The following is a 25,560-nucleotide window of genomic DNA, read 5'->3' on the forward strand; positions in this document are numbered from 1 at the left end:
TCTTAAAGGTTAATCATTAACAGTCATCAATAGAGTGCGTATAGTAGTGTAATTTTCCATTACGGAAATGAAAATGTAAGCCATCATTAGTACCTTTCCAAGGAAATATAGAGTAAGTATGATTTTCAGATATAACTATTTGTTTACCAAAAAACTTTTTAAAATCATTCTCGGTAGTTAAATGATTAAATAATCGAGAACCATACTTTAGACCATTTTGCTGGCTTACATATACCTTATCTAAAGATCCCGTAGAGAGTATCACTCCATCTTCATATACCCATTGATCTGGAAAATAACTACCATTGCATTCATCAGCTTCACCTTTAATAACCTGCTTTGGCTTTTTCAGATTATTTAAGGGAATATCAAAACCGTTTAATACCTTACCATGCCATAAAGGTTTAATATTTACTTGCGCATAAGAGATAGTTGCTACTAAAAAACCAATACAAAATAAAAATATATGAGTTAAATTTTTCATAAAAATCCAGAAATTAATGATTTAAAAGTTTTGTGCCTTAGTCTTATTAATGATCAAACCTTTTTGTTTGTCTTTCATAATGATTAAAGGAGATCCAACTTTCTTAGTTTTGGTATTATCCAAATATTTTTTCTTCTGTAAATAAATCTGTTTGTCTTTAATAAAGCTATCTATGGAAGTTTCATCATCCGTATAATAACTAATATCTTGTGTATAAATATTTGACCAGTCCGCTACCCAAAAAATAATAAAATTTCCACCACGCTCCTGATAATTGTCTATTGCAAAGGTTTCAGAATCAATTTTATATATAGTCTGACCTGCTATTGAGGATATATCCTGAGTTTGCGCTTTAAAATAATAGGTTTTATTTTTATCTAAATTGATAGCAAATACATTATAGCCTAGCGCATCAGCTATATCAGGCTTAAAGCAAGAATAGCTTTGTATTTTTACCTGTGCCGTCTGTATAGCTAATTTATTATTTTCAGCAGCTTCATCTTTCTGACATGAATCCGGTAATTTACTAAGCTGTTTTAAAGGAACAGCGTTAATCTGAGCATTTGCATAACCAGAACAAAGAAATAAACAAAATAAAAGTTTTTTTAAAGTATGAGTCATCAAATAATTTCCAAACAGGATTATTGTTTTAATATTTTCTCATACATTAAATAGTTTTTTTCAAATCTATATGATCGTTCTGTTTTCTTTTAACCTTTTCCCATTGATACCAACCATAAGCTGCCATTAACACAAAGGCTGCATATAAGGCTGAAGTTAAAAATAGATCTTTATAAATAAACATGCCCACATAAATAATGTCGACAAATACCCAAAGTATCCAAGTCGCAATATGTTTTCGACTCGTCCAGTAAGTTGCAAGCAAACTAAATGCGGCAAGCTGTGAGTCGAGCATAGGCACTGCTGCATCGGTAAAGTTTTTAAGTATCAAACCAAAAAGTAAACCACCTACCGCGGCAATGATCATTTGAAAAATTGCAACTTTAGGAGCTATTGGTTCTATACGAATGTCATGATCTTGCTGCTTTCCTTTGAGCCAATAGTAAAAACCATAAAAATTTACGGCCATAAAAAAGAATTGCAAAATCGTTTCACCATAAAGCTTAAATTCGTAAAACAAATAGGCGTATAGAACAAAGGCAAAGAAATTAAACAGCCAACACCACATATTGCGAATTACAGTTAATCCGACTCCAATTAGACTAATTAAGACTGCAAAGATTTCTAGAGGTGACATAAGAGCAGCTGCTTATTGAGATCAATTTGACGAGGTATTATGAGAAAAATATGGGCCTAAGCAAACAACTAATTTAACGTATTCAAAAAAATCTATATTCCACGCTTGAATCTAATTTGTACTTTTCTATTTATATGTTATAAAAATATCATCTATATTTTTAATATACTTATCATGTTTTTATCTAAAGCCCATTATTGTCTAGCGCGTCAATTCTACGCCCCAGAGATTAAGTTCTGTGTGGTCATTTGGCGACGTCCTTGTTTTGGACAATTTGGCGCTTTAAATAAAAAAATCAAGAATTTAATTACATAATATATTCTCTGATTTTTCTTAAAAAGCCGCCATAAAACGCGGCTTTTTTTTATGTTCGTTCATCCTAAAAAACATCACTTTATGGAGCTTTATATGAAGCCTTTATTTGAACAACAGAGTACGTCCAGCCCGCAGATTCAGCCGGCTGTAGCATTACCGTCATCTCCGACTCGACTCGCTACAGCCGGCCAATTTATTGCGGTCATTGTTATTTGGTCGCTTACACCACTCGCCGCTGTCTGGACAGTACAAGAACTTCACTGGGCATGGGGGTTATTCCTTCGCTTTAGCATCGCTATTCCGATTGCCTTGCTGTGTTTAAAATTTTTCCGTTTAAAACTGATCTTTAGTAAAAAAGCAATTTTAAGCTACTGTGCAGGAGCCATTGGTTTATTTGGTTCCATGGCTTTTTGCTATATGGGTGCAGATAAAGTTCCTTCGGCCATTATTTCAATTATTTACGGCATCTCTCCTTTAGTATCTGGGCTCATTAGCTCCTTTGTATTAGGACACGAGCGTTTTTCATCATGGCAGTGGCTTGGTCTCGGTATTGCTCTTGTCGGGATGAGTTTTACATTAGGGCTATCTTCATCAGGTTTTCAGCTCAACAGTATTGGTATTATGCTAGAGCTGATCGCTATGCTGTTTTATGTATTGTCGACTTTTGCCGTAAAATCTGTCGGAGCGCATATTAATCCCATTATACAAATGACGGGTTCTAGCCTTGTCTCGTGGGTGGGTTACGTATGCTTATTGCCTTTCTTCTGGTCGCATCTTCCAACTGAATTTCCAAGTCTGAAAATTTCACTCGCGGTCTTCTATAGTGCTGTCTTTTCTTCTGTACTTGCCATGATTTTTTATTATCAGCTCATTAAGGTACTACAGCCGACGACGGTACTACTTATTACAATTATTACTCCTGTTTTAGCCACTTTTTGGGGAACATGGTTCAACCATGAACAACTTAGCTCACATCTTGTTTTAGGTTTAATCATGTTATGTCTAGGGCTATTTATGTATTCAAGGCGTTCTGCCTAAGCATATGCAACCTGACTCATCTATGAGTCAGGTTGCACTTTTAACTCATATTTACAGCATCATTTTATTTTCACTTACCAAGTCATCAACAAATTGTATTTGATCGTTTTTAAATGATTGTTTAAAAGATAATTAAAGACAAATAAAGAGCGTGAAAATATGTCAAATCAAGAAGGGAAAGTCAGCCGTGAAACTCGAGGACATATTTTTTTAATTGGTCTAGATAGGGCAGCAAAACGCAATGCCTTTGATAGCCACCTCATTAAAGACTTATCACTAGCACTGACCGAATATGAAAATAATGATGCTCTACGCTGTGCAATTATTTTTGCACATGGTGACCATTTTACGGCGGGTTTAGATTTAGTTGAGTTACAACCTAAGCTTGCTACAGGTGTTTTTGATTTTAGTGATGAAGAAATTAACCCGTGGGGTACAGTTGGTCGAAAACTAAGTAAACCATTAATTGTAGCCGTACAAGGTTATTGCTATACAGCTGGCATAGAACTATTTCTTAATGCAGATATTGCAATTGCGAGTGAAAATACTCAGTTTGCGCAAATGGAAGTCCAACGTGGCATCTTACCCTTTGGCGGTGCAACTGCCCGCTTTACTCAGGCAGCAGGTTGGGCCAAAGCGATGCGTTATTTGCTCACAGGTGATCCTTTTGATGCAAAAACCGCCTTTGATATGAACCTGATTACAGAAGTTTGCTCAGAAGGTACGCAGCTCAACCGTGCAATAGAACTGGCTGAAAATATCGCGCAAGCTGCACCACTTGCTGTAAAAGCGACCCTCGCTTCTGCCCGTGAAGCCATTAATGAAGGTTATGAAACTGCTTTTAGCCAATTACAGAGCCATCTTCAGCCTTTACTCACCACAGAAGATGTTCAAGAAGGTGTGTTTGCCATGTTGCAAAAAAGACCGCCTGTTTTTAAAGGTAAATAAAACCTACTCAAACTTATACTTCGCGGTTTAAAACTTATTACTCTCTAAGCATATATGCAAAAAGAAAGCCCACATCATGTGGGCTTTCTTTTTTATTTATTAGGTTTATTCAACTCTAACAATTTTACCAAATTCATCATGGTGAACGACCGTAATTTTTTGGCTACGGCCCTGTTCAATTTCTTGCTCTGGCAAATCAAAGTAGCGTGCATAATCATCTGTCTGTTTCATGTTAAGTGCACTCCCCCCAACACGGCGTTCAGGCAACACATGACTCCATAGCAACAAACCAATTGCACAAGCAATGAGTGCTGTAAAGCCATGCTCAATTCCAACACCAAAGGCACTAAATAAACGGTGTACCAAATGTGTTTTTTGTAGTTCAACCAATAGCCATACAAACACGAACGGACGCCACAACAACAACCAACCGCCCCACATCATGGCTGTGCTTGTTGTAGAAACATAGCGTTTGTGCCATGGTAATTGACGACGTAAATCAATAATCAACGAATTTGTCTTCATTTCTCTTTACCTAACGAAGTGCTGCGGTTTTCCCCAGACATCAATACAGCACGATCTTTAAAATCTCATGACTCTTGCATTTCATCTAACGAATGCCCCGATCCGGGCTCACCCAACGTGCTCGTTTCTCATCTCCACGTCGTAAGACTTTTGGAAATGCCACAATGGTTGCCGAAATGGTGATTAGCCAAAAGACCAATGGATACCAGATCATCCAGAAATAGTTTTTTCCTAGATGCGGTTCATAGCGACTATCCATCCATTTGCTTAAAGCAAACTGAATTAGACAGGTTGCCCCCAATAAAATACCGCTACCATACGGTAAAAATGGGGAACTCACAACGGCTAAAGCAGGGACCGGTAAAATAAAATGTACCAACCACAACACAGCCATTGCCAGCATTAAATATGACCAGACTAAAGTTAAGCAAAGCTCAAACATGAGAGGCCATAAAAAATTCAATTTTGGTTTGGTGAACACATCAATGTTTTTAATTAAAACCTGTGCTCCACCCATTGCCCAACGTAAACGCTGTTTCCACAAACCGTTTAAGGTTTCAGGCATTAAAATCCAGACCAAGGCATTCGGTTCAAAACGAATGTCCCAGCCTGCACGCTGCAATTTCCAAGTAATGTCGATGTCTTCGGTCAACATATTTGGAGACCAATAATCGACTTGGTGAACAGCACTTTTACGGAAAGCGGTAATTACACCAGACACCGTAAACAAACGACCAAATGTACGCTGTGCACGTTTGATCATTCCCACAATCGAAGAAAACTCACCGACTTGAATACGTCCTAACAAAGTTGAACGCGTACGAATACGTGGGTTTCCAGTTACGGCTGCAACTGTTGGGTTCTGAAGAAAATGACGAATCATCCATTTCGCTGCATGCGGGTCAAGCAAAGCATCGCCATCGATACCAATTAAAAACTCGGCATCGGTCATCAGGCTGCCTGCCTGTAGGCCCATTGCTTTACCTTGGTTTTGTGCAAGGTGAACAACACGAAGCTTTTCGTATTGTTCAGCTAAACGGTCCAGCACTTCACCCGTATTATCCGAACTGCCATCATTAATCGCAATCACTTCAAAATTAGGATAGTCCAGTTTTAAAGCATGACTAATGGTTTCCTCTGCATTATCACCTTCGTTAAAGCAAGGAATAAGTACAGCAACTTTCGGATAGCTTTCTAATGGAGCTGGTTGATCGTAAGGTGGAGCCTTACGTTCCTTCCAATAGAAAATGACCGCACCTATCATCCATAGATATGACATAAACAATGGATAATAAAAAACGAATTTTAGGGCGTGCGACCATATTGCAGCAAAGATTGTCATGTTTCAGCCTCGACTACGGCACAAGACGAGATGATTTTTCAGCAAATGCTTTATGCATCACGTTCACGTCCGGATGATCTTTAATTGGGTCATCAGGGTAATATCCGACATGCATTACGCCTTGTTCATAGAGAGAATGAATTGTCGCAGCCATTTCAGTTGAAGGTACCTTTTCGTTATTACGCCAGTTCGTTGCCTGTAGCTCAAAAACTGTTTTCTTAATGCCATTTGGATATTGCTTAACACGATCAACCATATCTTTATAGAATTGATCTGAGTTTTTCACTTGCTCCATATAAGGCATCGCCATAATAGCAGTAAAATCATAACGGTTTAATGACTCTTCAAGTGACTGAGAGTACCAATTTTCCGCATATGGTTTTAAAGCCACTTGCGCATATAAATTACGTGCTGTTAACAGGAATGGCTCATATTGACGAACCTGATCCACAAGCTGCATCGCAAAATCATCTAAATATCTGGTTTTGTATGCAGTCCACTTTTGCAAATCTTCGTCATTTGCACGAATTTTTGCCAAGTCTGTTGGTAAGCCTTGTTTTGCATAAGCTTTTAAAGCATCTGGGCTTGCATCTTCATAATCAGACAGTGTCACATCGTCATGGAATAAAATTCCATTGAAAGACGATGACTTCGCTAAGTCTTGATATATTTCACGGATAGTTTGACGCGCTTCAGGTGAAAAAGGACTTAAACGAATGTATCCCATATTAAGGTGTCCACCCGTTTTATCCTGTTGGGTTACAACCAAATCTTTTGATACAGGATCAGTTTTTGGTAGTTCCCATGCCAATAATGGCATCCACGCATAAATACGGCTTACAGGAGTACGTGTTTGAATTTGCCATGCAACACGGTTAAATAAATCAGCACGCATAGGAATATGTCGATTTGGGAAGTATACCATATCGGCAGAACCATTCGCATCTGCATCAGAGAAAGCCTGCAAATAAACTGTATTTACACCCATCGCGTTAATACGGTCGAGTAAATTACCTAAATTACGCTCTTGCTGTTGCGGGTCTGGATCATAGATATAGTCGAGATCCACATGCATGATTTTTTGCGGACGGTTATTATCCGTTAAATTTAACTCACGGTTTTTAATCTCTTGAGCTAAATCATTTGTGCTCATTCCGCCCTCTACCAAAATACGACTCATATTTTGTAGAGACTGTTTAGCGTGATCTGCTCCATCATCAAGTGTGATGGTAATTGGCATACCAAGCTTTTTAGCAATTTGAACAGTTTGCATATTATAGCGACCATATGGCCACACCATAATACGTGGTGAACGTATACCATGTTCTTTAAGCAACTGATTATTCTTTTTTAAATCGTTATAAATTCGGGCCTGATATTGGCTGTCGTTTTCATACGTTTTAGTTTTTACGTCATAAAAACGAGTCGTTGCCGCAGGTTCAGAGTTTCCTTGTGGGTTACCTGTAATACCACGGTGTAAATGATAGCTATGGCTTGCAATTTCAACAAAACCACTGTCTTGCATTTCTTTAAGTTCAGGCCAGCTTAAGATTTTATCACGTGAAATTTCTTCGCCAGAAAAATCAACTTTCTGACTTGCTTTAGGCTCTAACCAAGAACCAACAACTGCAAGTACTACCGGGATTTTTTTAGCCTTAATCACTGGATAGGCATTTTGATAAAAAGACTGATAACCATCATCTACAGTTAATAAAACTGGCTTGGTCGGCAGTGCAGTTTTGCCCTGATGAGCACGAATCAACTGATCTACAGTAATAAAATGGAAACCGTTTTTTTGCAGCCAATCAATATGCTCACTAAACTGTTTCGTGGTCACTGCATATTGAGGAATTAAGGCATTTTTAGTATCGGTAATTTCATGATAGCCAATAACAGTAAGTTCTGAAGCATCTATTTTAGGAGGCTTAGCTAATGCCATACCTGACAAGCCTGCTAAAGCCAAGCCAAGCGTTAGATTCAACAAAGGAGATGCAAAACGGGTAATCATGAAATAGCGTCTCAATAGCAATATAGATTATTTATGTGAAATTTAAACTTAAGAACTAAACCTTATGTCAATTTAGCCCTTAGGTTCAGACTGTTCCAAAGAACAGTTTTTCAGTTCACCTTTATAATCAAATAAACTGAAAATAATCTTAAATATTCAAAAAGCTAAAATATAAATAGTGAATGTATTTATATTTAAAGCTTATATAAAATCAAACCCTAAAGAATTTGATATCACTCATCACGAGTTTTTACGTCAAATAATTCGATTTCAAAAATCAAATTTGAATTTGCCGGAATAATTTTACCCATTTTGCGTTCGCCATAAGCTAAATGCGCAGGAACAATAAGTTTACGTTTTCCGCCCACTTTCATTCCCATGATGCCTTGGTCCCAACCTTTAATCACACGGCCTGTACCAATGACACATTCGAAATAATTTCCGCGGTCAATTGAAGAGTCGAATTTAGTACCGTCTTCTAACCACCCTATATAGTGCGTGGTAATTAAAGCACCTTTAACCGCTTCTTTACCTTCGCCTACTTTTAAATCGATAATTTCTAATTCAGTGATCATAACATTTCCGTTTCATTTAAATTCACAGCTCAGACTCAATCTTTAGTCTAGCAAGTGAAGTTGTAAAATTTGTTTCGCTTTCCAGTTTTACTGTAATTGTGTCCACACCACATTTGCTTGGCCCTTTTCACCAAGCAAAGTCCACTCTGTGTCCATAACATTTAACTGTAACTGCATAGTGCGTTCACAAAGCTGTTCTAGCTCTGCTGTACTTTCAGGTGCAATTTGCCATACCTGAACATTACTCAAAGTTTTAATTTTACTGTTTCTCTTCCACCAGTCTTCGACTTGTGAACCATAAGCAACAATTGCCACATTTTTACAACGGGCACTGGCTTTTTTCACTTTATCTTCAGAAGGTAAACCGACTTCAATCCAGGTTTCTAACTGTCCTGTTAAGTCTTTTTGCCAAAGTGCAGGCTCATCAGTTTCAAAAAGGTCTTTGGTAAATTCAAGGCTATCACTGGCAAAACGTGCAAATGCCATAACACGAACCATTAATCGTTCTAAAGTTTCTGAAGGATGTAAGGCAAGCGTCAATTGATAATCTCCATAAATATGGTCATCCATATTGGCAATGTTCAGATCCGCTTTATAAATTGTTGCTTTAAGCGCCATAGTTGATATGTCCAAAAATTTGGCGCTAAGAATACTCGATTTTAGTTAAAAAATTATAGAAAAAACGCAGTAACTCAAAACTTCTTTCACTCTAAATTTGCATCTTATTCCAAAACATCTAAGCACTTTCAAAGTTGGCGGGCTTTTTGCTTAAGAGGGTTGTATTCCTCTCTTTTTGATTTGATGACTTATGTGGCAAAAACTTAAACGTAGTTTATTCCTACAAGTTCTCTGCGCTCTCTTCCTCGGTATTGCAGTAGGTCTTGGTTTTCATGATTTCTCCCTAGCTTTAAAACCTCTTGGTGATGGTTTTATTTCGCTCATTAAAATGTTGATTGCTCCTATTGTGTTTTGTGTGGTGGTACTGGGAATCTATGGTGCAAACGACATTAAAAAAATGGGCAAAGTCGGTGCAAAAACGATTCTTTATTTTGAAGTGGTCACCAGTATTGCTTTAATTTTGGGAATTATTGTTGCTTATGTCTTTAAACCGGGCGTCGGTATGAATATCGATATTCATCATTTAGATGCTAAAGATTTAAGTACCTATACCGACCGTGCTCATGACATGCATACAGGTTCGGACTTTTTACTCAATATTATTCCAAAAACATTTACGGCTGCTTTTGCCAACGGCGATATTTTACAGATTTTACTCATCGCGATTTTATTTGGTGTCTCGCTACTTTTAATTCCTAAACATTTAGCTGAGCTGGTACGTCAGGCACTTGAAGCTTTCTCTGAAGTCTTCTTTAAAATTATGGGACTGATTATCCGTTTAGCTCCAATTGGTGTATTCGGTTCAGTCGCATATACCACTGCAAAATTCGGATCAGACTCACTTCTACAACTCGGTTATTTAGTTTTACTCTTTTATGCAACCTGCATTTTATTTGTTGTGATTGTTCTAGGTTCAATTCTAAAACTTGCTGGTCTCAACATTTTCAAATTTGTAGGCTACTTTAAAGATGAGCTCGCGATTGTTTTAGGTACAGCATCTTCCGATTCGGTTCTCCCTCAAGTCATGAAAAAGCTTAAAAACTTGGGGATTAAAGATTCAACAGTCGGTCTGGTCATTCCAACCGGTTATTCTTTTAATTTAGATGGCTTTTCAATTTACTTAACTCTAGGGGTGATCTTTATTGCACAGGCCTGCAATATCGATCTTTCTATGCATGACTTGTTGGCTATTTTGCTGGTTTCGCTCATTACCTCTAAAGGCGCGCATGGTATTCCAGGGTCAGCTTTAGTCATTCTTGCGGCTACACTTTCAGTCATTCCAAGTTTACCTGCAATTGGTTTAGTGCTTTTATTGTCTGTAGATTGGTTTATCGGGATTATCCGTGCCTGCACCAATTTAATTGGTAACTGTGTTGCGACCGTAGTCATTGCACATTGGGAAAAAGACATTGACCATGCTCAAGCTAAAGCTGTACTCGACATCAAAAAATAAATGAATATTTTTGAGAACATTGACTATCTTTTCAATGTTCTCTATTCATCAATTCTGCAATCTAATAATTCATTTTCAAATGCCAGCCAGTCATGTTCATGTTGGCTAATGATTTCAATACGGTTATCAATGCCCTCTTCACCAGACTTATAGTTAAATTGGTCAGGATTAAAATTAAAGGTCTTCCATCCCTGATCTGTATTAAAAATTCCCTTAATACGTAGCCAGTCTTGCTGTGCACACAACACATCAAGCAGAGCATAGAACTCAAATTTCCAACGTTTAGGTAATTTCCAACCCGCCACAATATAACCTTGTGCAGACTCAACATAGTGATAAGGCAGTTGGTGAATTTCTTTTGCAACTTCAGCTTCGGTCATTTGTTTTTGAAGCTTAAGTAAAGGTTGTATAGACCGCTCAGTTAAGCGAGCAGCAACATCAATTTGTGCTAGTTCAAGTTGACCATGCTCGGTCTTTAGCCATTGCTGCTGATAAGGCTGGTATTCATCTTTAAGCTTATCTAGTGCCTGATCATCCTCAAAAGTCATGGTGTCAGCATGCGACACCACCACAATTTGCGCGGCTTTTAATTGATCTTCATACAAGTTTTGTTTAACCCAATTGGTGTCATGCAAACGACTACCATCGACAACTGTAACCAATGCACGCATAGCCAAGCTGTTTTGCCAATGCGGTTCGGTTAACTGATCAAATAATTGTGAAGGGTGCCCAAGCCCAGTAGGTTCAATAAAGAGTCGGTCTGGCTTTTGTTCACTTAACAAACGAGCCAAAGCAATATGCATGGGAAGTTGGCTACTACAACATAAACAGCCACCTAATAATTCTTTTACAGCATAGCCTTCATCTTGAGGTAACAGCTGTTGGTCGACTCCAATTTGCCCAAACTCATTCATTAAAACTGCCCACACTTCATCTTTGGGTTTCTGACTTAATAAATGCTGCAATAATGTGGTTTTTCCTGCACCTAAAAACCCTGAGATAATATGGGTAGGCACAGTTTTTGGGGCAATAAGTTTCACAAGCGGCTCAAATCAACAAGGTTTTAAAAACTAAGAAAGGTATATCACTGTTTAAGTGGCATGGAAAACATTTTTCATTTTGAAGCTATAGTTTTCAATTATCCGGCTAAAACAGCATTTTTGTGACATACCTCTCATCAATAATCTAAATTAACTTTAAATAAAAAATAATTAAACGGAATATTCTATTTATAAGCATTCACAATTCATGCCAGAGTGTTTTGTTTGCGTAACCAACTTGGCTTTTTTTTATTCAACAAGAAATATTCTTTCACATTTTTAGCGCTCAACAAGCGCTCCAATTTTACAGTAGACGCACATAAACGGCCCCTATATTTCATATTGTTAAGATAGGCGTAATAGATTGTTAAGTTAATTGATGTAATCCAAAGCTCGGCTTAGCATGTGTCCTAGCTTAGTCATTCAGCCCTACATGTTTTATCAGGTAGGTATGAACGATTAGGTTTGATTTATTTTTTAATGAATTTAAGGATGCCATAAAATGAAATTAGCTAAAACTTTACTCGCGACTACTCTAGCTTTAACTGCTGCTTCAACTTTTGCTGCTTCTAAACATGATAAAGTTCATGCTCCAGCAGAAGATAAAGTTGTAGTTTCAACTCAAGAGCAAGCAAACACTGCAAATGCTGCATCTGAAGCGGTAGGTTCTGCTTCTGAAGCTGCTCCTGCTGCTCAATAATTACCTCTGTACTCTCCTCCAAGCTCAGAGATAATTTTGCTGAAACGAAACAGGACGTTAAATTTCGGTGAAGAAAAAAGATCGAACCATGCTGCGGTTCGATCTTTTTTTAATTCAATATTCTTTGTTCTTTAAGAAGTTTTCTTATACATGCTACAAGAAGGATTATGATTTTCTTGTAGGCGCAACACCTTGCGGTGTTCTGCTGCTTCAAATCGACAGCGTTTCCACTCAGTATCGAGTTTTAATTGAGGCACTTCACGTGGTTTACCATGCTCATCAACCGAAACCATCGTGAAATAACAGCTATTGGTGTGGCGCACGGTACGCTTTTGAATATTCTGTGCTTCTACACGAATACCCACTTCCATTGAAGTACGACCCACATGGTTCACACTCGCTAAAAATGTAACGAGTTCGCCCACATAAATTGGTTCTTTAAAATTTACTTTATCTACAGACAACGTTACGACATAACTGCCTGAATAACGACTTGCACAAGCGTAGGCCACTTGGTCTAACAGCTTTAGAATTGTTCCACCATGAACATTACCTGAAAAATTTGCCATGTCTGGGGTCATTAACACTGACATGGTTAATTCTGACTGATCATCAGTTACGGTTGTCATTTCATCTAATGTAGGCATGACTCAACTCTGTCTCAAAACAAGCTCAGAAAACATTATGGTTGATAATTCACAAAAAAAACATGCTTAAATCCACAACATAGCATCGTATTTTTTAATATTGTTAATTCTTTTTTTGAACGAATATTTTTTAAGCTATTATTTTTAATTATTTTTTAGTTTTTCTTAAATAAAAAGCTGAGAAGCAGCCAAAAATAAGTTAAAGATGCTATGCCATTTTGTTCCATTTTAAATGACACAGCATCGTTTTATATGAGGCTGACTATACTTTATGGATCAGTCCGGTAATACCATTAATAATCATATCAACAGCAATCGTACCAATTAACAAAGCAGATAACCGCCCGACAATATCAAAATAGCGATCGATGTATTTTGCATGTTTATAGCGTAAATGATCATGTGAAAATTTCATCAAAATCAAAATACTGCATGTTAAAAACATGGTAAATCCAATAACAAGTGCCGCAGCACCTATCGACATTTCAATACCCGTGACCACAGCCGCACTAATGGTGCCCGGCCCGATCATAAAAGGCATGGCGATGGTTCCAGCTAAATGCTCAGGTGCACCGCGCATTTCACCAATGGTATCGGCTCCCTGAAACACATAGCGATAACCAATCACTAAAAAGATAAGACCGCCAAAAATCTGGAAAGCCTCAAAACGTACATTCAGGTATTTACTAAAGATTGCTTCACCGCCCCATGCAAACAGCATAAAGACGATATAAGCAATCAAGCTGCCCTGAATTAAAGCTTTATTAAATACCTTGGTTTCTGAATGGCGGATCAAGCCAATCATATAAATGCTCATTAAAAAAGGGTTGAGCAAAGAGAAAAATAAAGCAAAAGAATGCAGATATGGTGAAACCATGCATATTCCCCTTAAGCTTGCGGATCTGGGAATAATGGACGGTTCCCAGGGCTAATACGATTAATATGCAAGAATGTCATATGTCTTTCATACTTATCTAAAATGTCATTAATAACCTGTTCTTTACTGTAACCCACAAGGTCATTGTCTTGAGAACCCTCATAAAGATAAGTTTCGAGACGGTAATAGAACTGTTTGCCTCGTTTTACACGCTGACTAAAGTTAGGCGCGCTATAACGGACTGGCCAAATCTGATACACGAAGTTTTGCTCTTCTTCCAAATGAATGGTGATATCGAGGTGATATAGCGCCTCGTCATCTTCAAGTGGTGTTTGCTGCACGTCTACATTCATGCCTTGCTTAATGAGTTCATCTGCAACGGCTTGAACAGCAGGTTTGCAAACGGTATCGAGCATTCGTCTGGTTTCAGTTGTTCCCGGGTGATGCATAACCCGAGTCAAACGCTGTTTCCAATTCAAAATGTCGACGTTACCCACTACAGGTGCTGCATTCATACTTCGGCTGGCATGCCTGTAGTCTTCAAGTCTGAGCGACTTATAAAGCCCCGCCATCACAAGGAACATCACGAAACTAAATGGTAGTCCCATAATGATGGTTGCATTTTGCAAAGCGGTAATCCCGTTGGTCATCAGCATGGCTAGCGTTAATAACCCAATGGCAATTGCCCAAAACACGCTTAACCAACGCGGTGCATCATTATCAATATGCGTAAGCTTGGTCGTGAAGTTACCTAAAACCAATGCACCCGAATCGGCAGAAGTCACATAGAACAAAAGACCTGTCACTGTCGCAATTGAAGCAATGAAGGTAAAACCTGGATACTGCGCTAACAGGTCATAAAAACCATGGGCCGGATTAGATAATACCGTTGCAGCTAAAGTCTGGTTGCCTTCAAAAATAACGCTGTGTAATGCGCTATTACCAAAAATGGATAACCACGTTAAGGTAAATAACAGAGGAATAATTAAAGTCCCGCACACAAACTCACGAATAGTACGGCCTCTAGAAATACGGGCCAAGAACAACCCTACAAATGGCGACCAAGCAATCCACCATGCCCAGAAGAACAAGGTCCAACTGCTCATCCAATCTTTAGGTTGTTCAAAGGCAAAACTTTGTAAGGCTAAGGTTGGGAAGCGAGTTAAATAATCACCAATATTTTGTACCAGCGCATTGAGTAAAAACTCGGTATTGCCCAAGAATAAAATAAATAGCAAAAGACCAATCGATACATAAATATTGATTTCAGACAAAATCCGAAGGCCTTTATTCACCCCAGATGTCACTGAAATAATACTAATACCGACTGCAATGGCAATCAGCGCAAACTGCATCCAGATATTCTCTGGCAGTCCTAATAAAACATGTAAACCATAGTTCAGCTGTACCACGCCAATCCCGCAGGTGGTCGCAATACCAAAAATTGTCCCGATGACGGCAGCAGTATCCACACTATGGCCGATGGCCCCATTAATTCTGTTCCCGAAAATCGGGTAAAGTGCAGAACGAATGGTAAGCGGTAAATTATAGCGATAACTGAAATAGCCAAGTGCCATACCAATCAAGGCATACATACACCATCCAGTCAAACCATAGTGAAACAGCGTCCACACCATACTCTGGCGTGCAGCTTCATAGGTCTGGCCTACACCAACAGGCGGCTGCATATAATGAGATAATGGCTCGGCTACCGAGAAGAACATTAAATCGATACCAATACCTGCCGAAAACAGCATGGCAGACCAACTCAGTAAACTAAACTCAGGCTTTGAGTGTTTAGGACCAAGCTTAATTTCACCATATCTTGAACAGGCAATGAAAATGACAAACACCATATATAGCGTTGCAGCCAGTAAATAATACCAGCCAAAGGTTGACGTTACCCACGCAAGAACGGTGTTAATGGTTCGATTTGCGAAATCGTTAAATAAAAAAGTAACGAGAGAAAAGATTAAAATGATTAGAGCTGAAATATAAAAAACCACACGGTTAAGCGGGTCTTTTTTAGATTTAGATAATGTTAAATCATCAACTGCTCTTGGATTATCTGTTGCCATACAATCCTCAAGGAATAGAAGAAAAATAAAATATTCAATTTAGTCTTTTCACTATTTAACCATAATGAAAAGACTGCTTTGAACGCAAAAAATATAAATAAATGTGATGAACCAAGATTATAAAACCTCGGTTACTTTGTTCTGGTCACAATTCGATGGAATAGAAATGTCTTTTGAAATAGCTAACTGCTTTTTCGCAACATTCGGGTCAAAATCATCTTGCTTTAAGGCTTTGGCTAGACCAAACATATAAAGCAAAATAATCACAGAAAATGGTAAACCAGATAACACCACTGCACTTTGCATGGAGTTAAAACTACCTGCTAATAATAAGCCGATACTTACAATGGTAATGACCACAGACCAAAAGATGCGTAACCAGATCGGTGAATCACTATCACTGGTGCCCCCTTTCGAGGACAAATTGGCGATCATTAGTGTACCAGACCCAACAGGGGTCAAAAATAAAACGAAACAAATTACAACAACAATCCCGGCAATATACGGATTAAACGGGAGATATTCGAGTAATTTGAATAATGACAACGCTGGATCACTTAAAACCATATCACCTAAAGCTTTCTGCTTTTGGTTGAGAATAAAATGAATTGCGGTGTTTCCAAAAATCGAAATCCAAGCCAAGGTAAAACCTAATGGAATGAGACATACACCCAAAACCACTTCACGAATGGTTCGACCTTTGGAAATTCGGGCTATAAACATCCCTACAAAAGGTGCCCAAGCAATCCACCATGCCCAATAAAATACAGTCCATGAACCCAACCAGCCACTGGCTTTTTGATTGTATAAATACATATCAAAGCTTTTACCCATAAAATTGTTGAGGTAATCACCGACATTTTGAACAAGACCATTTAACAAATGGTTAGTTGGCCCTGTTAAAAATACAAATAAAAGTAGAGCATAGAGCAAACGCAAATTAATACGCGATAACCATGCCAGACCTTTTTCAATACCAACTACTGTTGTGATGGTCGCAACACTCATCATGACGAGAACAGCTGTAATTAAGGTTGCAGAGCTATGCGGTATTTCAGGAATTAAATAACAAATACCTGAAACCAACACTAAAGCACCAATACCTAAGTTGGTCACGAGCGAAATGACAGTCGCTAAAATACCAAAGCCATCAACAAAATCCCCCACCAAGCCATGAACCCGCTCTCCGAAAATTGGATAGAGAGCCGAGCGCAATGCAAGCGGTAAATCTTGTCTAAAAGCAAAGTAACCTAAGGTCACACCGAGCAAAGCGTAAAGCACCCAGCCATGAATACCCCAGTGCAAAAAGCTATAGGTCATGGCATTTCGAGCAGCCTGAATGGTTCCTGCCTCACCTTCGGGTGGTCTTAGAAAATGATCAACAGGTTCAGCAACACCATAATAAAGTAGCGCGATACCAATACCTGCCGAAAACAGCATTGAGGTCCAAGCCAAATAGCCAAACTCAGGTTTGTCGTGGTCTTTTCCTAAAGGAATTTGTCCCACTTTTGAGAAGGCAAGCCAAGCCACAAAGCCTAAACACAGCACTATCACCAACATGTAATACCACCCGAAAAAGTGGTTTACCTGCTCTTGCACATAGGTCAGCCAAAACTGACTTTTTTCTGGAAACAGTACAAATAATAGGCCAAAAATGCCGATACTGACTGCCGAACTCCAAAATACAAAACGATTTAACCGAATATGGTCTGAAGAATATCCATCACTTTTCAACACCATCTTATTGCTCCTTGCAATCGGTGTATTTTTCCCAAAATAACGTGATAAGTACTGGACTTATGCGCATCATCCTATCCGTAAGAACTTTCGATTCTATCTCTTCTACCCCGAAGTAAGATTCAAAAATTCATTGATTTTTACACATCATACTTGTTATTGATTGAACGTTCAATCAATAACAAGTATGATAAAAAAAGTGCTATGATGCTCTGCAAGTTAACATGCTGAATTTAAAGCACCCGTAAAAGTGCTGATGTGGACAATCATGACAAAACGCAGAGTAAAACCAGAGCATGTGCGCCGTGAAGAGATTATGAACGCTGCACTCGACGTAATTTATGAAGTGGGGTTATCCAATACCACCATTGCACAAATTGCAAAAAAAGCCGAGTTGTCGACCGGCATTGTTAGCCATTATTTTGGCGACAAACAAGGGTTAATAAATACCTGTATGCAAGAAATGCTCAATGTTTTGCGTCGGAAAACCGAACAATACAGAGCAGAAGCAGATTCGCATCCGGAAAGCCAGATTAAGGCAATTATTGACTCTAACTTTGACATTAGTCAGGTAAATGAAAAAGCAATGCGGGTCTGGTTAGACTTTTGGTCTGCAAGTATGCATGTACCAGACCTGAGCCGTTTGCAAAAGATTAATGATCAACGCCTGTACTCCAACTTGAAGTTTTATTTTCTCAAGTTAATAGATGAACAACAGGCCAGTGTTGCCGCAAGAGGTTTGGCAGCATTGATTGATGGATTATGGCTACGTGGCAGTTTAAGCCGTCATAACGAATTTGATAGCGAACTGGCCCGTTCCATTGCTTACGATTATGTAAAAACGCAATTGCAATTTGCGAACAAGCCTTTGCAGGAGAGACAAAATGAGTGATGTACAAGTTTATCAACTGTATATCCATGGACGCTACGTTGAAGCAACCAGTGGTAAAACATTTAATAGTATTAACCCTGCCAACGGCGAGACTATCGCGATTCTTCAACAGGCATCTGAACAAGATATTGAAGCTGCTGTAAAAAGTGCCCAACAAGGACAAAAAATCTGGGCAGCCATGACCGCTATGGAGCGTTCACGTATTTTACGTCGTGCTGTCGATATTCTCCGTGAACGTAATGATGAGCTTGCCCGTCTTGAAACACTCGACACCGGTAAAGCCTACAGCGAAACATCTACCGTCGATATTGTGACTGGTGCAGATGTACTCGAATACTACGCAGGACTTGCAACCGCTATTCAGGGCGAACAAGTTCCACTTCGCGAATCAAGTTTCTTTTATACACGCCGCGAACCTTTAGGCGTGGTTGCAGGTATTGGTGCCTGGAACTATCCAATTCAAATCGCTTTATGGAAATCTGCCCCTGCCCTTGCTGCAGGCAATGCCATGATTTTCAAGCCAAGCGAAACAACCCCACTTACTGCATTTAAACTTGCAGAAATCTATACAGAAGCTGGCTTACCAGACGGCGTATTTAACGTGGTACAAGGTGCTGGTCGTGAAATTGGTCAATGGCTCACAGAACATCCTGTGATTGAAAAAATCTCATTCACTGGTGGTGTGGAAACAGGCAAAAAAGTCATGGCAAGCGCTGCTGGCTCTACACTAAAAGAAGTGACTATGGAGCTTGGTGGTAAATCACCACTCATTATTTGTGAAGATGCTGACCTTAACCGTGCCGCAGACATTGCTGTCATGGCGAACTTCTTTAGCTCAGGTCAAGTATGTACCAACGGTACGCGTGTATTTGTTCCAAAATCACGTTTAGCCGAATTTGAAAAAGCCGTTGTAGAGCGCGTAAAACGTATTCGCATTGGTGACCCAATGGCTGAAGACACCAACTTCGGTCCGCTCACCAGCTTCCCTCATATGGAAAAAGTGTTGTCTTTCATTGAGTCAGGCAAACAACAAGGCGCTAAAGTATTAATCGGTGGTGGTCGTGCGACCGAAGGCGAGCTTGCCAAAGGCGCTTATGTACTACCGACAGTATTTAGCGACTGTACCGACCAAATGGCGATTGTTCAAGAAGAAATTTTTGGACCTGTCATGAGCATCTTAAGCTATGAAACCGAAGAAGAAGTCATCCGTCGTGCCAACAACACGACCTTTGGTTTAGCTGCTGGTGTGGTCACTCAAGATATTAGCCGCGCTCATCGCATTATTCACCAAATTGAAGCTGGTATTTGCTGGATTAACACTTGGGGTGAATCACCTGCCGAAATGCCAGTCGGTGGCTACAAGCAATCTGGTGTGGGCCGCGAAAATGGCTTAACCACGCTTGGGCACTATACCCGTATCAAATCTATTCAAGTTGAACTTGGCGATTATCAAAGCATTTTTTAATGCCGCAATCGCTCTAAAACCTTCAACCTAAATCACATATGCCGAGCAGTCTTTATAGATTGCTCAGGCAAACTGTTAGTAAAAAAAGGATAGTTATGAATATTAAAGAATATGATTACATTATTATTGGCGCAGGATCTGCCGGAAATGTACTCGCTGCGCGTCTTACCGAAGACAAAGATACCACCGTTTTACTCTTAGAAGCGGGCGGACCAGATTATCGCTTAGATTTCCGTACACAAATGCCAGCAGCTTTGGCCTACCCTCTTCAAGGTCGTCGCTATAACTGGGCTTATTTAACTGACCCTGAACCACACATGAATAACCGCCGTATGGAATGTGGTCGTGGTAAAGGTTTAGGTGGCTCATCTTTAATTAACGGCATGTGCTATATCCGCGGTAACGCGATGGATTTAGAACAATGGGCAACTCATAAAGGCCTTGAAAACTGGACTTATGCCGATTGTTTGCCTTACTACAAAAAAGCCGAAACTCGTGACATTGGTGGCAATGACTACCATGGTGATAACGGCCCTGTATCAGTGGCTACACCAAAAAATGGCAACAATGTATTGTTCCATGCCATGGTTGAAGCAGGTGTGCAAGCAGGTTACCCACGTACTGACGATTTAAATGGTTATCAGCAAGAAGGCTTTGGTCCAATGGACCGTACAGTTACGCCTAAAGGTCGCCGCTCAAGTACCGCACGTGGTTATTTAGATATGGCAAAAGGTCGTCCAAACCTGACTATTTTGACTCATGCAACGACCAATAAAATCTTGTTTAATCAAAAACAAGCGATTGGTGTTGAATACATTATTGGTGCCGACCAAAACAACTTACAGCGTGCTTTGGTTAAACGCGAAGTATTACTTTGCGCAGGTGCAATTGCGTCACCGCAAATTTTACAACGCTCAGGCGTAGGTCAAAGTACCTTCTTAAAATCAATGGATATTGATGTGGTTCATGATTTGCCGGGTGTAGGTGAAAACCTGCAAGACCACTTAGAAATGTACTTACAGTATAAATGTAAGCAACCTGTTTCTTTATACCCTGCTTTAAAATGGTATAACCAACCTGCCATTGGTGCCGAGTGGTTATTTAATGGTACAGGTGTTGGCGCAAGTAACCAGTTTGAAGCGGGTGGATTTATCCGTAGTTCCGATGAGTTCAAGTGGCCAAACATCCAGTACCATTTCTTGCCAGTTGCGATTAACTACAACGGTAGTAATGCGGTAAAAGAGCATGGTTTCCAAGCACACGTCGGTTCAATGCGCTCGCCTTCACGTGGTCGTATCAAACTTAAATCGAAAGATCCGTTTGCACATCCAAGTATTTTGTTTAACTACATGTCGACTGAACAAGACTGGCGTGAGTTCCGCGATGCAATTCGTATTACACGTGAAATCATGCAGCAACCTGCGCTTGATCCATATCGTGGTGAAGAAATTAGTCCGGGTAAACATTTGCAAAGTGATGCAGAGCTTGATGACTTTGTTCGTAACCATGCAGAAACAGCTTACCATCCTTCTTGTAGCTGTAAGATGGGTGAAGATGAGATGGCTGTTGTAGATGGTCAAGGCCGTGTACACGGTATGAATGGTTTACGTGTGGTCGATGCCTCAGTTATGCCGCTCATTATTACGGGTAACTTAAATGCCACCACCATCATGCTTGCCGAGAAAATTGCAGACCAAATTCGTGGACGTGAAGCATTACCACGTTCAACTGCACCGTTCTATGTCGCGTCATAAAACCGTTAAGGGCATATTTCTTATACAGAAATATGCCCTTAATTTAATAGGTATTGCACAAACATTAATAAGAACTATGTATGACAAAAAATAAGCGGCTATAAGCTAAACATTTACACCAATATGGCATGAAATAAAAATTAATCTATTTTTATAGGCAAATTACCATCAAGTGGTTTAATTTTAACCAAATTATCTAAATTAATAATTTTCAAATGCTTATATAAAAATATCAGCAAAAAATAATCTTATAAAAGCTTAATTTGATTAAATATAAATCATATTTATGATTTTGATAGAACCCATTTATTATAAAAATTGTCTTGTCAATGCAAAATTAGTCTAAAATATAGAGTGTTTGCGATAATCCCAAGTAATTTTTCTTTTTTTAAAGTTCTCTGTTTTGGAGAATTTTACTTTCGCATTTATATCCGTTTTGTCTGGATACGCTGTCTAGGTTTCCTCACACCTTAAGTGACTCAAATAACTTATTTTAAGGTTCCCCTTGCATGAAAAAGTTTTTGAAATACCTTCTGGTATTAATCATTATTATTTTAATTGCAGGTATTGTTTTCTTGTTTAGACCGATTGCGTCAAAACAAGTGCAAACTGCAAAAGATGAGCCAGTTGTTGATGCCGTTCTTGTTGGCGGCGGCATCATGAGTGCCACTCTCGGTACTTACTTCACTGAGCTTGAACCGAATTGGCAAATTCGTATGTATGAGCGTCTTGACCAAGTTGCTCAAGAAAGTTCAAACGGCTTTAACAATGCCGGAACAGGCCACTCTGGCTTTATGGAAATGAACTATACCGAAGAGAAAAACGGTAAGATGGAAATTGCCAAAGCTGAAAAAGTTGCTTCTCAGTTTGAAGTAGCAAAACAGTTCTGGTCATATCAGGTAAAACAAGGCGTTTTAGCTGAACCAAAATCATTCATTAACCCTGTTCCACACATTGCTTTCGTTTGGGGCGATAACGTTCAGTTCTTAGAAAAACGTTATGCTGCCATGATTCAAAGCCCGTTGTTCAAAGGTATGAAATTTACTGAAGACCCAGCTGTGATTAAGCAATGGGCACCTTTAGTGATGAACGATCGTGACCCAACTCAAAAAGTTGCAGCGACGCGTATGGAAGTTGGTTCAGACGTTAACTACGGTTCAATCACGAATCAGTTAGTAAAACACTTAAGCCAAAACCCAAATTTCAAATTACAGACTTCAACCGAAGTTTCTGGCATCAGCCAAAATGATGACAAAACTTGGACTGTAACTTTCAAAGATTTAAAAACTGGTAAAACAGATCACGTTAAAACACGTTTTGTATTTATCGGTGCAGGTGGTGCAGCGGTTAAATTATTGCAACTTACTGGTTTACCAGAAGCGAAACAATATGCTGGCTTCCCTGTAGGTGGTGAGTTCTTAATTACTGATAACCCAGCAATTACTGCTCAACATACCGCAAAAGTATATGGTCGTGCTGAACTTGGTGCGCCTCCAATGTCTGTGCCACATATTGATACACGTTATATCGACGGTAAAAAATATGTATTGTTTGGACCATTTGCAACCTATTCAAACAAGTTCCTGAAAAATGGTTCACAGCTTGATTTGCTTGCATCAACCAACAAAAACAACATTTTACCAATGACCACTGTTGGCTTGGAAAACCTTGATCTTGTTAAATACTTGGTGAGCCAAGTGATGATGTCAGACCAAGACCGTCTAAATGAACTTCGTAAATACTACCCAGATGCCAAAGCTGAAGACTGGCGTTTAAGCCAAGGTGGTCAACGTGTTCAGATCATCAAGAAAGAACCAGGTAAACCAGCAACACTTCAATTCGGTACAGAAATCTTTGCTTCTAAAGATGGCGCTGTAACTGCGTTGTTAGGTGCGTCTCCGGGTGCTTCGACTTCTCCATACATCATGCTTAACTTACTTGAAAAAGCTTTCCCTCAGCAAACTGAAGGTAAGTGGAACCAAAAACTTCATGAAATCGTGGTTTCTTATAAGCAAGACTTGAGCAAAGACCCTGTGTTACTCGACAAAGTTCGTCAGTACACAAGTTCTACGCTTGGCTTGAACTATACATCTCCATTCAAAGCTGCAAACGATGAATCTGCTGCTGCCCCTGTTGCAAAAGCAAACTAAGTTTGAGGATGTATAAGTAAAATATCAAAAGGATGAATCTCGATTCGTCCTTTTGTATTTTAAGACCTCAGTTGAGATATAGATTCGCTATGACGCCTTTAAACGCATCACCTCGCCTCTTGTCATTTTGTTTTAAGCTCGTACTTATTTTGCTACTGGCTTATCTTTTGTTAAGCGGGTTTTATATGTGGATGATTGGTGGTACAGCAATTTATGTCAGCTCAGCCGTATTATTTATTATCACTGCCTATGCATTTAAGCTCGGTAAATATCAAAAACTATGTGCTGTTTTAAATGTATTCATAAGCGCAATTGCGTTATATTTCAGCACAGCTCATCTATTTTTCTCACCTCTCCAGTTCTTTATATTTTTACCTGCACTATTTTTTGTTCTACTGGCTTTTTCCCGCCTAAATAAACTTCGTAATGTATTTAAGATTTTAATAGTGATCAGTGTATTGGTGTGGTCAGGTATACATTTTTCACAGCTTAAACAACTTCAAGCCTATTATAAAACACAGCATACAGGTGAAAGCTGGCAACAATATGGCGCTTTGTAAGATCGTTTTCATTCTATGTTTGCAAACCAATACACGCTCATTTTCACGTGAAGTTCATCAGTAAAACTGAACATCATTTACAGAATTCCTTTTAAGAAAAAATTTTCATAACCATCTCATTTTTTTTGAAATATATCGAGCATATTAGTGATTGAATAGAATTCACCTACGCGTTAGATTAGCTGAATTATTTTTCTCCCTTTATGTTGTAATTTATGAAAATTTTAGATGGCGGTTTAGGCCGTGAATTGGCCCGTCGTGGCGCTCCATTTCGTCAACCAGAATGGTCTGCTTTAGCACTTATTGAAGCACCTGAAACAGTAAAAGAAGTTCACCTCGACTTTATTAATGCTGGTGCAGAAGTCATTACGACTAATAACTACGCTGTTGTACCATTTCACATTGGTCAGGAACGCTTTGAAACTGACGGCGTACGTTTAATTAAAGTTGCCATCGAACAAGCGAAAAATGCAGTTAAAGAAAGCGGCAAAAATGTCAAAATCGCAGGCTGCTTACCACCGTTATTTGGTTCTTACCGTGCAGACTTGTTCCAACCAGAACAGGCTAAAAACCTAGCTGAGCCTATCATTAACACATTAGCACCAGAAGTAGATTTCTGGCTCGCTGAAACTCAGTCTTGCTTAAAAGAAGTTGAAACAGTACACGCGTTATTGCCACAAGATGGTAAGGACTATTGGGTGTCATTTACGCTGCAAGATGAAATTAAACAAGAACAAGCTTTACTTCGTTCAGGCGAAAACATGCAGCAAGTGGCTGATTTCATCAAACAATCAAATGCCAAAGCAGTATTGTTTAACTGCTGCCAACCTGAAGTGATCTTGCAAGCGATTAATGAGATTAAAGGACTTATTCCAGAGTCTGTACAAATTGGCGCCTATGCCAACGCTTTCCCACCGCAAGATGACAGCGCTACAGCCAATGATGGCTTAGATGAAATCCGTAAAGACTTAGATGCTCCAGCTTATCTTGGTTTTGCTAAACAGTGGCAGCAAGCAGGTGCAAGTCTGGTTGGCGGTTGCTGTGGTATTGGACCAGAACACATTGCTGAACTTTCTCAATTTTTTAAAGAATAAAT

General features: G+C 39.2%; 23 protein-coding genes. 10 read left to right on the forward strand and 13 right to left on the reverse strand.

Features of this window, described 5'->3' with window-relative positions:
• Nucleotides 1-16 precede the first annotated feature (16 nt).
• The 3 genes from RMA95_RS17225 to pnuC are packed head-to-tail and all read right to left on the reverse strand — an operon-like array spanning nucleotide 17 to nucleotide 1,742.
• Entirely contained in the window at nucleotides 17-484 is a 468-nt protein-coding gene (locus RMA95_RS17225; protein WP_311072174.1) for a hypothetical protein, read from the reverse strand.
• A 21-nt stretch (nucleotides 485-505) separates the two neighbouring features.
• Complete coding sequence (locus tag RMA95_RS17230; protein WP_263613130.1) at nucleotides 506-1,105, reverse strand: hypothetical protein; 600 nt, start codon at nucleotides 1,103-1,105, stop codon at nucleotides 506-508.
• 46 nt (nucleotides 1,106-1,151) lie between these two features.
• Complete coding sequence (gene pnuC / locus RMA95_RS17235) at nucleotides 1,152-1,742, reverse strand: nicotinamide riboside transporter PnuC (protein WP_049065220.1); 591 nt, start codon at nucleotides 1,740-1,742, stop codon at nucleotides 1,152-1,154.
• Between the two features lie 408 nt (nucleotides 1,743-2,150).
• On the opposite strand from pnuC, the gene RMA95_RS17240 reads away from it, so the two are divergent.
• Nucleotides 2,151-3,095: a DMT family transporter gene (locus RMA95_RS17240; protein WP_311072177.1), complete on the forward strand. Its 945-nt coding sequence runs from the start codon at nucleotides 2,151-2,153 to the stop codon at nucleotides 3,093-3,095.
• A 159-nt stretch (nucleotides 3,096-3,254) separates the two neighbouring features.
• The gene (locus RMA95_RS17245) at nucleotides 3,255-4,043 is read left to right on the forward strand and encodes a crotonase/enoyl-CoA hydratase family protein (protein ID WP_311072179.1); all 789 of its coding nucleotides are present in this window, start codon (nucleotides 3,255-3,257) and stop codon (nucleotides 4,041-4,043) included.
• 105 nt (nucleotides 4,044-4,148) lie between these two features.
• Here the strand turns inward: RMA95_RS17245 and pgaD are convergent, their stop codons facing one another.
• The 5 genes from pgaD to RMA95_RS17270 form a co-directional block, all read right to left on the reverse strand.
• Complete coding sequence (gene pgaD, locus RMA95_RS17250) at nucleotides 4,149-4,568, reverse strand: poly-beta-1,6-N-acetyl-D-glucosamine biosynthesis protein PgaD (RefSeq protein WP_311072180.1); 420 nt, start codon at nucleotides 4,566-4,568, stop codon at nucleotides 4,149-4,151.
• Nucleotides 4,569-4,653: 85 nt separating this feature from the next.
• A complete protein-coding gene (gene pgaC / locus RMA95_RS17255; RefSeq protein ID WP_261491610.1) occupies nucleotides 4,654-5,910 on the reverse strand; it encodes a poly-beta-1,6-N-acetyl-D-glucosamine synthase in 1,257 nt (418 codons plus the stop codon).
• Nucleotides 5,911-5,923: 13 nt separating this feature from the next.
• Nucleotides 5,924-7,918 carry a poly-beta-1,6-N-acetyl-D-glucosamine N-deacetylase PgaB gene (pgaB, locus tag RMA95_RS17260; protein ID WP_263613126.1) on the reverse strand — a complete coding sequence of 665 codons (1,995 nt, stop codon included), beginning with the start codon at nucleotides 7,916-7,918 and terminating at the stop codon, nucleotides 5,924-5,926.
• 233 nt (nucleotides 7,919-8,151) lie between these two features.
• Nucleotides 8,152-8,493 (reverse strand): FKBP-type peptidyl-prolyl cis-trans isomerase, encoded by a 342-nt coding sequence (locus RMA95_RS17265; protein ID WP_311072184.1) that lies wholly within the window; start codon nucleotides 8,491-8,493, stop codon nucleotides 8,152-8,154.
• Between the two features lie 87 nt (nucleotides 8,494-8,580).
• Nucleotides 8,581-9,111, reverse strand: coding sequence for a YaeQ family protein (locus RMA95_RS17270; RefSeq protein ID WP_311072186.1), 531 nt, complete (start codon nucleotides 9,109-9,111; stop codon nucleotides 8,581-8,583).
• A gap of 190 nt (nucleotides 9,112-9,301) precedes the next feature.
• On the opposite strand from RMA95_RS17270, the gene dctA reads away from it, so the two are divergent.
• Complete coding sequence (dctA, locus tag RMA95_RS17275; RefSeq protein WP_311072187.1) at nucleotides 9,302-10,564, forward strand: C4-dicarboxylate transporter DctA; 1,263 nt, start codon at nucleotides 9,302-9,304, stop codon at nucleotides 10,562-10,564.
• 41 nt (nucleotides 10,565-10,605) lie between these two features.
• Here the strand turns inward: dctA and RMA95_RS17280 are convergent, their stop codons facing one another.
• Complete coding sequence (locus RMA95_RS17280) at nucleotides 10,606-11,604, reverse strand: GTP-binding protein (RefSeq protein ID WP_311072188.1); 999 nt, start codon at nucleotides 11,602-11,604, stop codon at nucleotides 10,606-10,608.
• Between the two features lie 502 nt (nucleotides 11,605-12,106).
• Between RMA95_RS17280 and RMA95_RS17285 the strand changes: the two genes are divergently transcribed.
• Nucleotides 12,107-12,304, forward strand: a complete 198-nt coding sequence (locus tag RMA95_RS17285) for a hypothetical protein (protein WP_002054416.1) — start codon at nucleotides 12,107-12,109, stop codon at nucleotides 12,302-12,304.
• Nucleotides 12,305-12,435: 131 nt separating this feature from the next.
• On the opposite strand, the gene RMA95_RS17290 is transcribed toward RMA95_RS17285, so the two are convergent.
• From RMA95_RS17290 to RMA95_RS17305, 4 genes are all read right to left on the reverse strand, one after another.
• Nucleotides 12,436-12,951 (reverse strand): acyl-CoA thioesterase, encoded by a 516-nt coding sequence (locus RMA95_RS17290; protein WP_004703199.1) that lies wholly within the window; start codon nucleotides 12,949-12,951, stop codon nucleotides 12,436-12,438.
• A 262-nt stretch (nucleotides 12,952-13,213) separates the two neighbouring features.
• The gene (locus RMA95_RS17295) at nucleotides 13,214-13,828 is read right to left on the reverse strand and encodes a MarC family protein (protein ID WP_002054351.1); all 615 of its coding nucleotides are present in this window, start codon (nucleotides 13,826-13,828) and stop codon (nucleotides 13,214-13,216) included.
• An 11-nt stretch (nucleotides 13,829-13,839) separates the two neighbouring features.
• Nucleotides 13,840-15,906: a choline transporter gene (locus tag RMA95_RS17300; RefSeq protein ID WP_311072191.1), complete on the reverse strand. Its 2,067-nt coding sequence runs from the start codon at nucleotides 15,904-15,906 to the stop codon at nucleotides 13,840-13,842.
• 117 nt (nucleotides 15,907-16,023) lie between these two features.
• Nucleotides 16,024-17,646, reverse strand: coding sequence for a BCCT family transporter (locus RMA95_RS17305; protein WP_311072193.1), 1,623 nt, complete (start codon nucleotides 17,644-17,646; stop codon nucleotides 16,024-16,026).
• 265 nt (nucleotides 17,647-17,911) lie between these two features.
• Here RMA95_RS17305 and betI point away from each other — a divergent pair, with 265 nt between their 5' ends.
• The 6 genes from betI to RMA95_RS17335 all read left to right on the forward strand — a co-directional run bounded on the left by betI (nucleotide 17,912) and on the right by RMA95_RS17335 (nucleotide 25,558).
• Nucleotides 17,912-18,535, forward strand: a complete 624-nt coding sequence (gene betI, locus RMA95_RS17310; protein WP_004703204.1) for a transcriptional regulator BetI — start codon at nucleotides 17,912-17,914, stop codon at nucleotides 18,533-18,535.
• The gene (gene betB, locus RMA95_RS17315) at nucleotides 18,528-20,000 is read left to right on the forward strand and encodes a betaine-aldehyde dehydrogenase (RefSeq protein ID WP_311072196.1); all 1,473 of its coding nucleotides are present in this window, start codon (nucleotides 18,528-18,530) and stop codon (nucleotides 19,998-20,000) included. The genes betI and betB overlap by 8 nt, the downstream gene beginning before the upstream one ends.
• A 95-nt stretch (nucleotides 20,001-20,095) precedes the next feature.
• Nucleotides 20,096-21,754 carry a choline dehydrogenase gene (gene betA / locus RMA95_RS17320; RefSeq protein ID WP_311072198.1) on the forward strand — a complete coding sequence of 553 codons (1,659 nt, stop codon included), beginning with the start codon at nucleotides 20,096-20,098 and terminating at the stop codon, nucleotides 21,752-21,754.
• Between the two features lie 509 nt (nucleotides 21,755-22,263).
• Complete coding sequence (mqo, locus tag RMA95_RS17325; protein WP_019456938.1) at nucleotides 22,264-23,904, forward strand: malate dehydrogenase (quinone); 1,641 nt, start codon at nucleotides 22,264-22,266, stop codon at nucleotides 23,902-23,904.
• Nucleotides 23,905-23,993: 89 nt separating this feature from the next.
• On the forward strand, nucleotides 23,994-24,464 hold the full coding sequence (locus RMA95_RS17330) for a hypothetical protein (protein WP_311072200.1): 471 nt from the start codon (nucleotides 23,994-23,996) through the stop codon (nucleotides 24,462-24,464).
• A gap of 215 nt (nucleotides 24,465-24,679) precedes the next feature.
• Nucleotides 24,680-25,558, forward strand: a complete 879-nt coding sequence (locus tag RMA95_RS17335) for a homocysteine S-methyltransferase family protein (protein ID WP_004703215.1) — start codon at nucleotides 24,680-24,682, stop codon at nucleotides 25,556-25,558.
• Nucleotides 25,559-25,560 lie beyond the last annotated feature (2 nt).

The sequence above is a fragment of the Acinetobacter sp. V110_1 genome, from assembly GCF_031798975.1.
In the GTDB taxonomy this organism is placed as follows: domain Bacteria; phylum Pseudomonadota; class Gammaproteobacteria; order Pseudomonadales; family Moraxellaceae; genus Acinetobacter; species Acinetobacter nosocomialis_A.

Coding starts and splice junctions, on each gene's coding strand:
- RMA95_RS17225 (WP_311072174.1), bottom strand. CDS start 484: ATGAAAAATTTAACTCATATATTTTTATTTTGTATTGGTTTTTTAGTA.
- RMA95_RS17230 (WP_263613130.1), bottom strand. CDS start 1,105: ATGACTCATACTTTAAAAAAACTTTTATTTTGTTTATTTCTTTGTTCT.
- pnuC (WP_049065220.1), bottom strand. CDS start 1,742: ATGTCACCTCTAGAAATCTTTGCAGTCTTAATTAGTCTAATTGGAGTC.
- RMA95_RS17240 (WP_311072177.1), top strand. CDS start 2,151: ATGAAGCCTTTATTTGAACAACAGAGTACGTCCAGCCCGCAGATTCAG.
- RMA95_RS17245 (WP_311072179.1), top strand. CDS start 3,255: ATGTCAAATCAAGAAGGGAAAGTCAGCCGTGAAACTCGAGGACATATT.
- pgaD (WP_311072180.1), bottom strand. CDS start 4,568: ATGAAGACAAATTCGTTGATTATTGATTTACGTCGTCAATTACCATGG.
- pgaC (WP_261491610.1), bottom strand. CDS start 5,910: ATGACAATCTTTGCTGCAATATGGTCGCACGCCCTAAAATTCGTTTTT.
- pgaB (WP_263613126.1), bottom strand. CDS start 7,918: ATGATTACCCGTTTTGCATCTCCTTTGTTGAATCTAACGCTTGGCTTG.
- RMA95_RS17265 (WP_311072184.1), bottom strand. CDS start 8,493: ATGATCACTGAATTAGAAATTATCGATTTAAAAGTAGGCGAAGGTAAA.
- RMA95_RS17270 (WP_311072186.1), bottom strand. CDS start 9,111: ATGGCGCTTAAAGCAACAATTTATAAAGCGGATCTGAACATTGCCAAT.
- dctA (WP_311072187.1), top strand. CDS start 9,302: ATGTGGCAAAAACTTAAACGTAGTTTATTCCTACAAGTTCTCTGCGCT.
- RMA95_RS17285 (WP_002054416.1), top strand. CDS start 12,107: ATGAAATTAGCTAAAACTTTACTCGCGACTACTCTAGCTTTAACTGCT.
- RMA95_RS17290 (WP_004703199.1), bottom strand. CDS start 12,951: ATGCCTACATTAGATGAAATGACAACCGTAACTGATGATCAGTCAGAA.
- RMA95_RS17295 (WP_002054351.1), bottom strand. CDS start 13,828: ATGGTTTCACCATATCTGCATTCTTTTGCTTTATTTTTCTCTTTGCTC.
- RMA95_RS17300 (WP_311072191.1), bottom strand. CDS start 15,906: ATGGCAACAGATAATCCAAGAGCAGTTGATGATTTAACATTATCTAAA.
- RMA95_RS17305 (WP_311072193.1), bottom strand. CDS start 17,646: ATGGTGTTGAAAAGTGATGGATATTCTTCAGACCATATTCGGTTAAAT.
- betI (WP_004703204.1), top strand. CDS start 17,912: ATGACAAAACGCAGAGTAAAACCAGAGCATGTGCGCCGTGAAGAGATT.
- betB (WP_311072196.1), top strand. CDS start 18,528: ATGAGTGATGTACAAGTTTATCAACTGTATATCCATGGACGCTACGTT.
- betA (WP_311072198.1), top strand. CDS start 20,096: ATGAATATTAAAGAATATGATTACATTATTATTGGCGCAGGATCTGCC.
- mqo (WP_019456938.1), top strand. CDS start 22,264: ATGAAAAAGTTTTTGAAATACCTTCTGGTATTAATCATTATTATTTTA.
- RMA95_RS17330 (WP_311072200.1), top strand. CDS start 23,994: ATGACGCCTTTAAACGCATCACCTCGCCTCTTGTCATTTTGTTTTAAG.
- RMA95_RS17335 (WP_004703215.1), top strand. CDS start 24,680: ATGAAAATTTTAGATGGCGGTTTAGGCCGTGAATTGGCCCGTCGTGGC.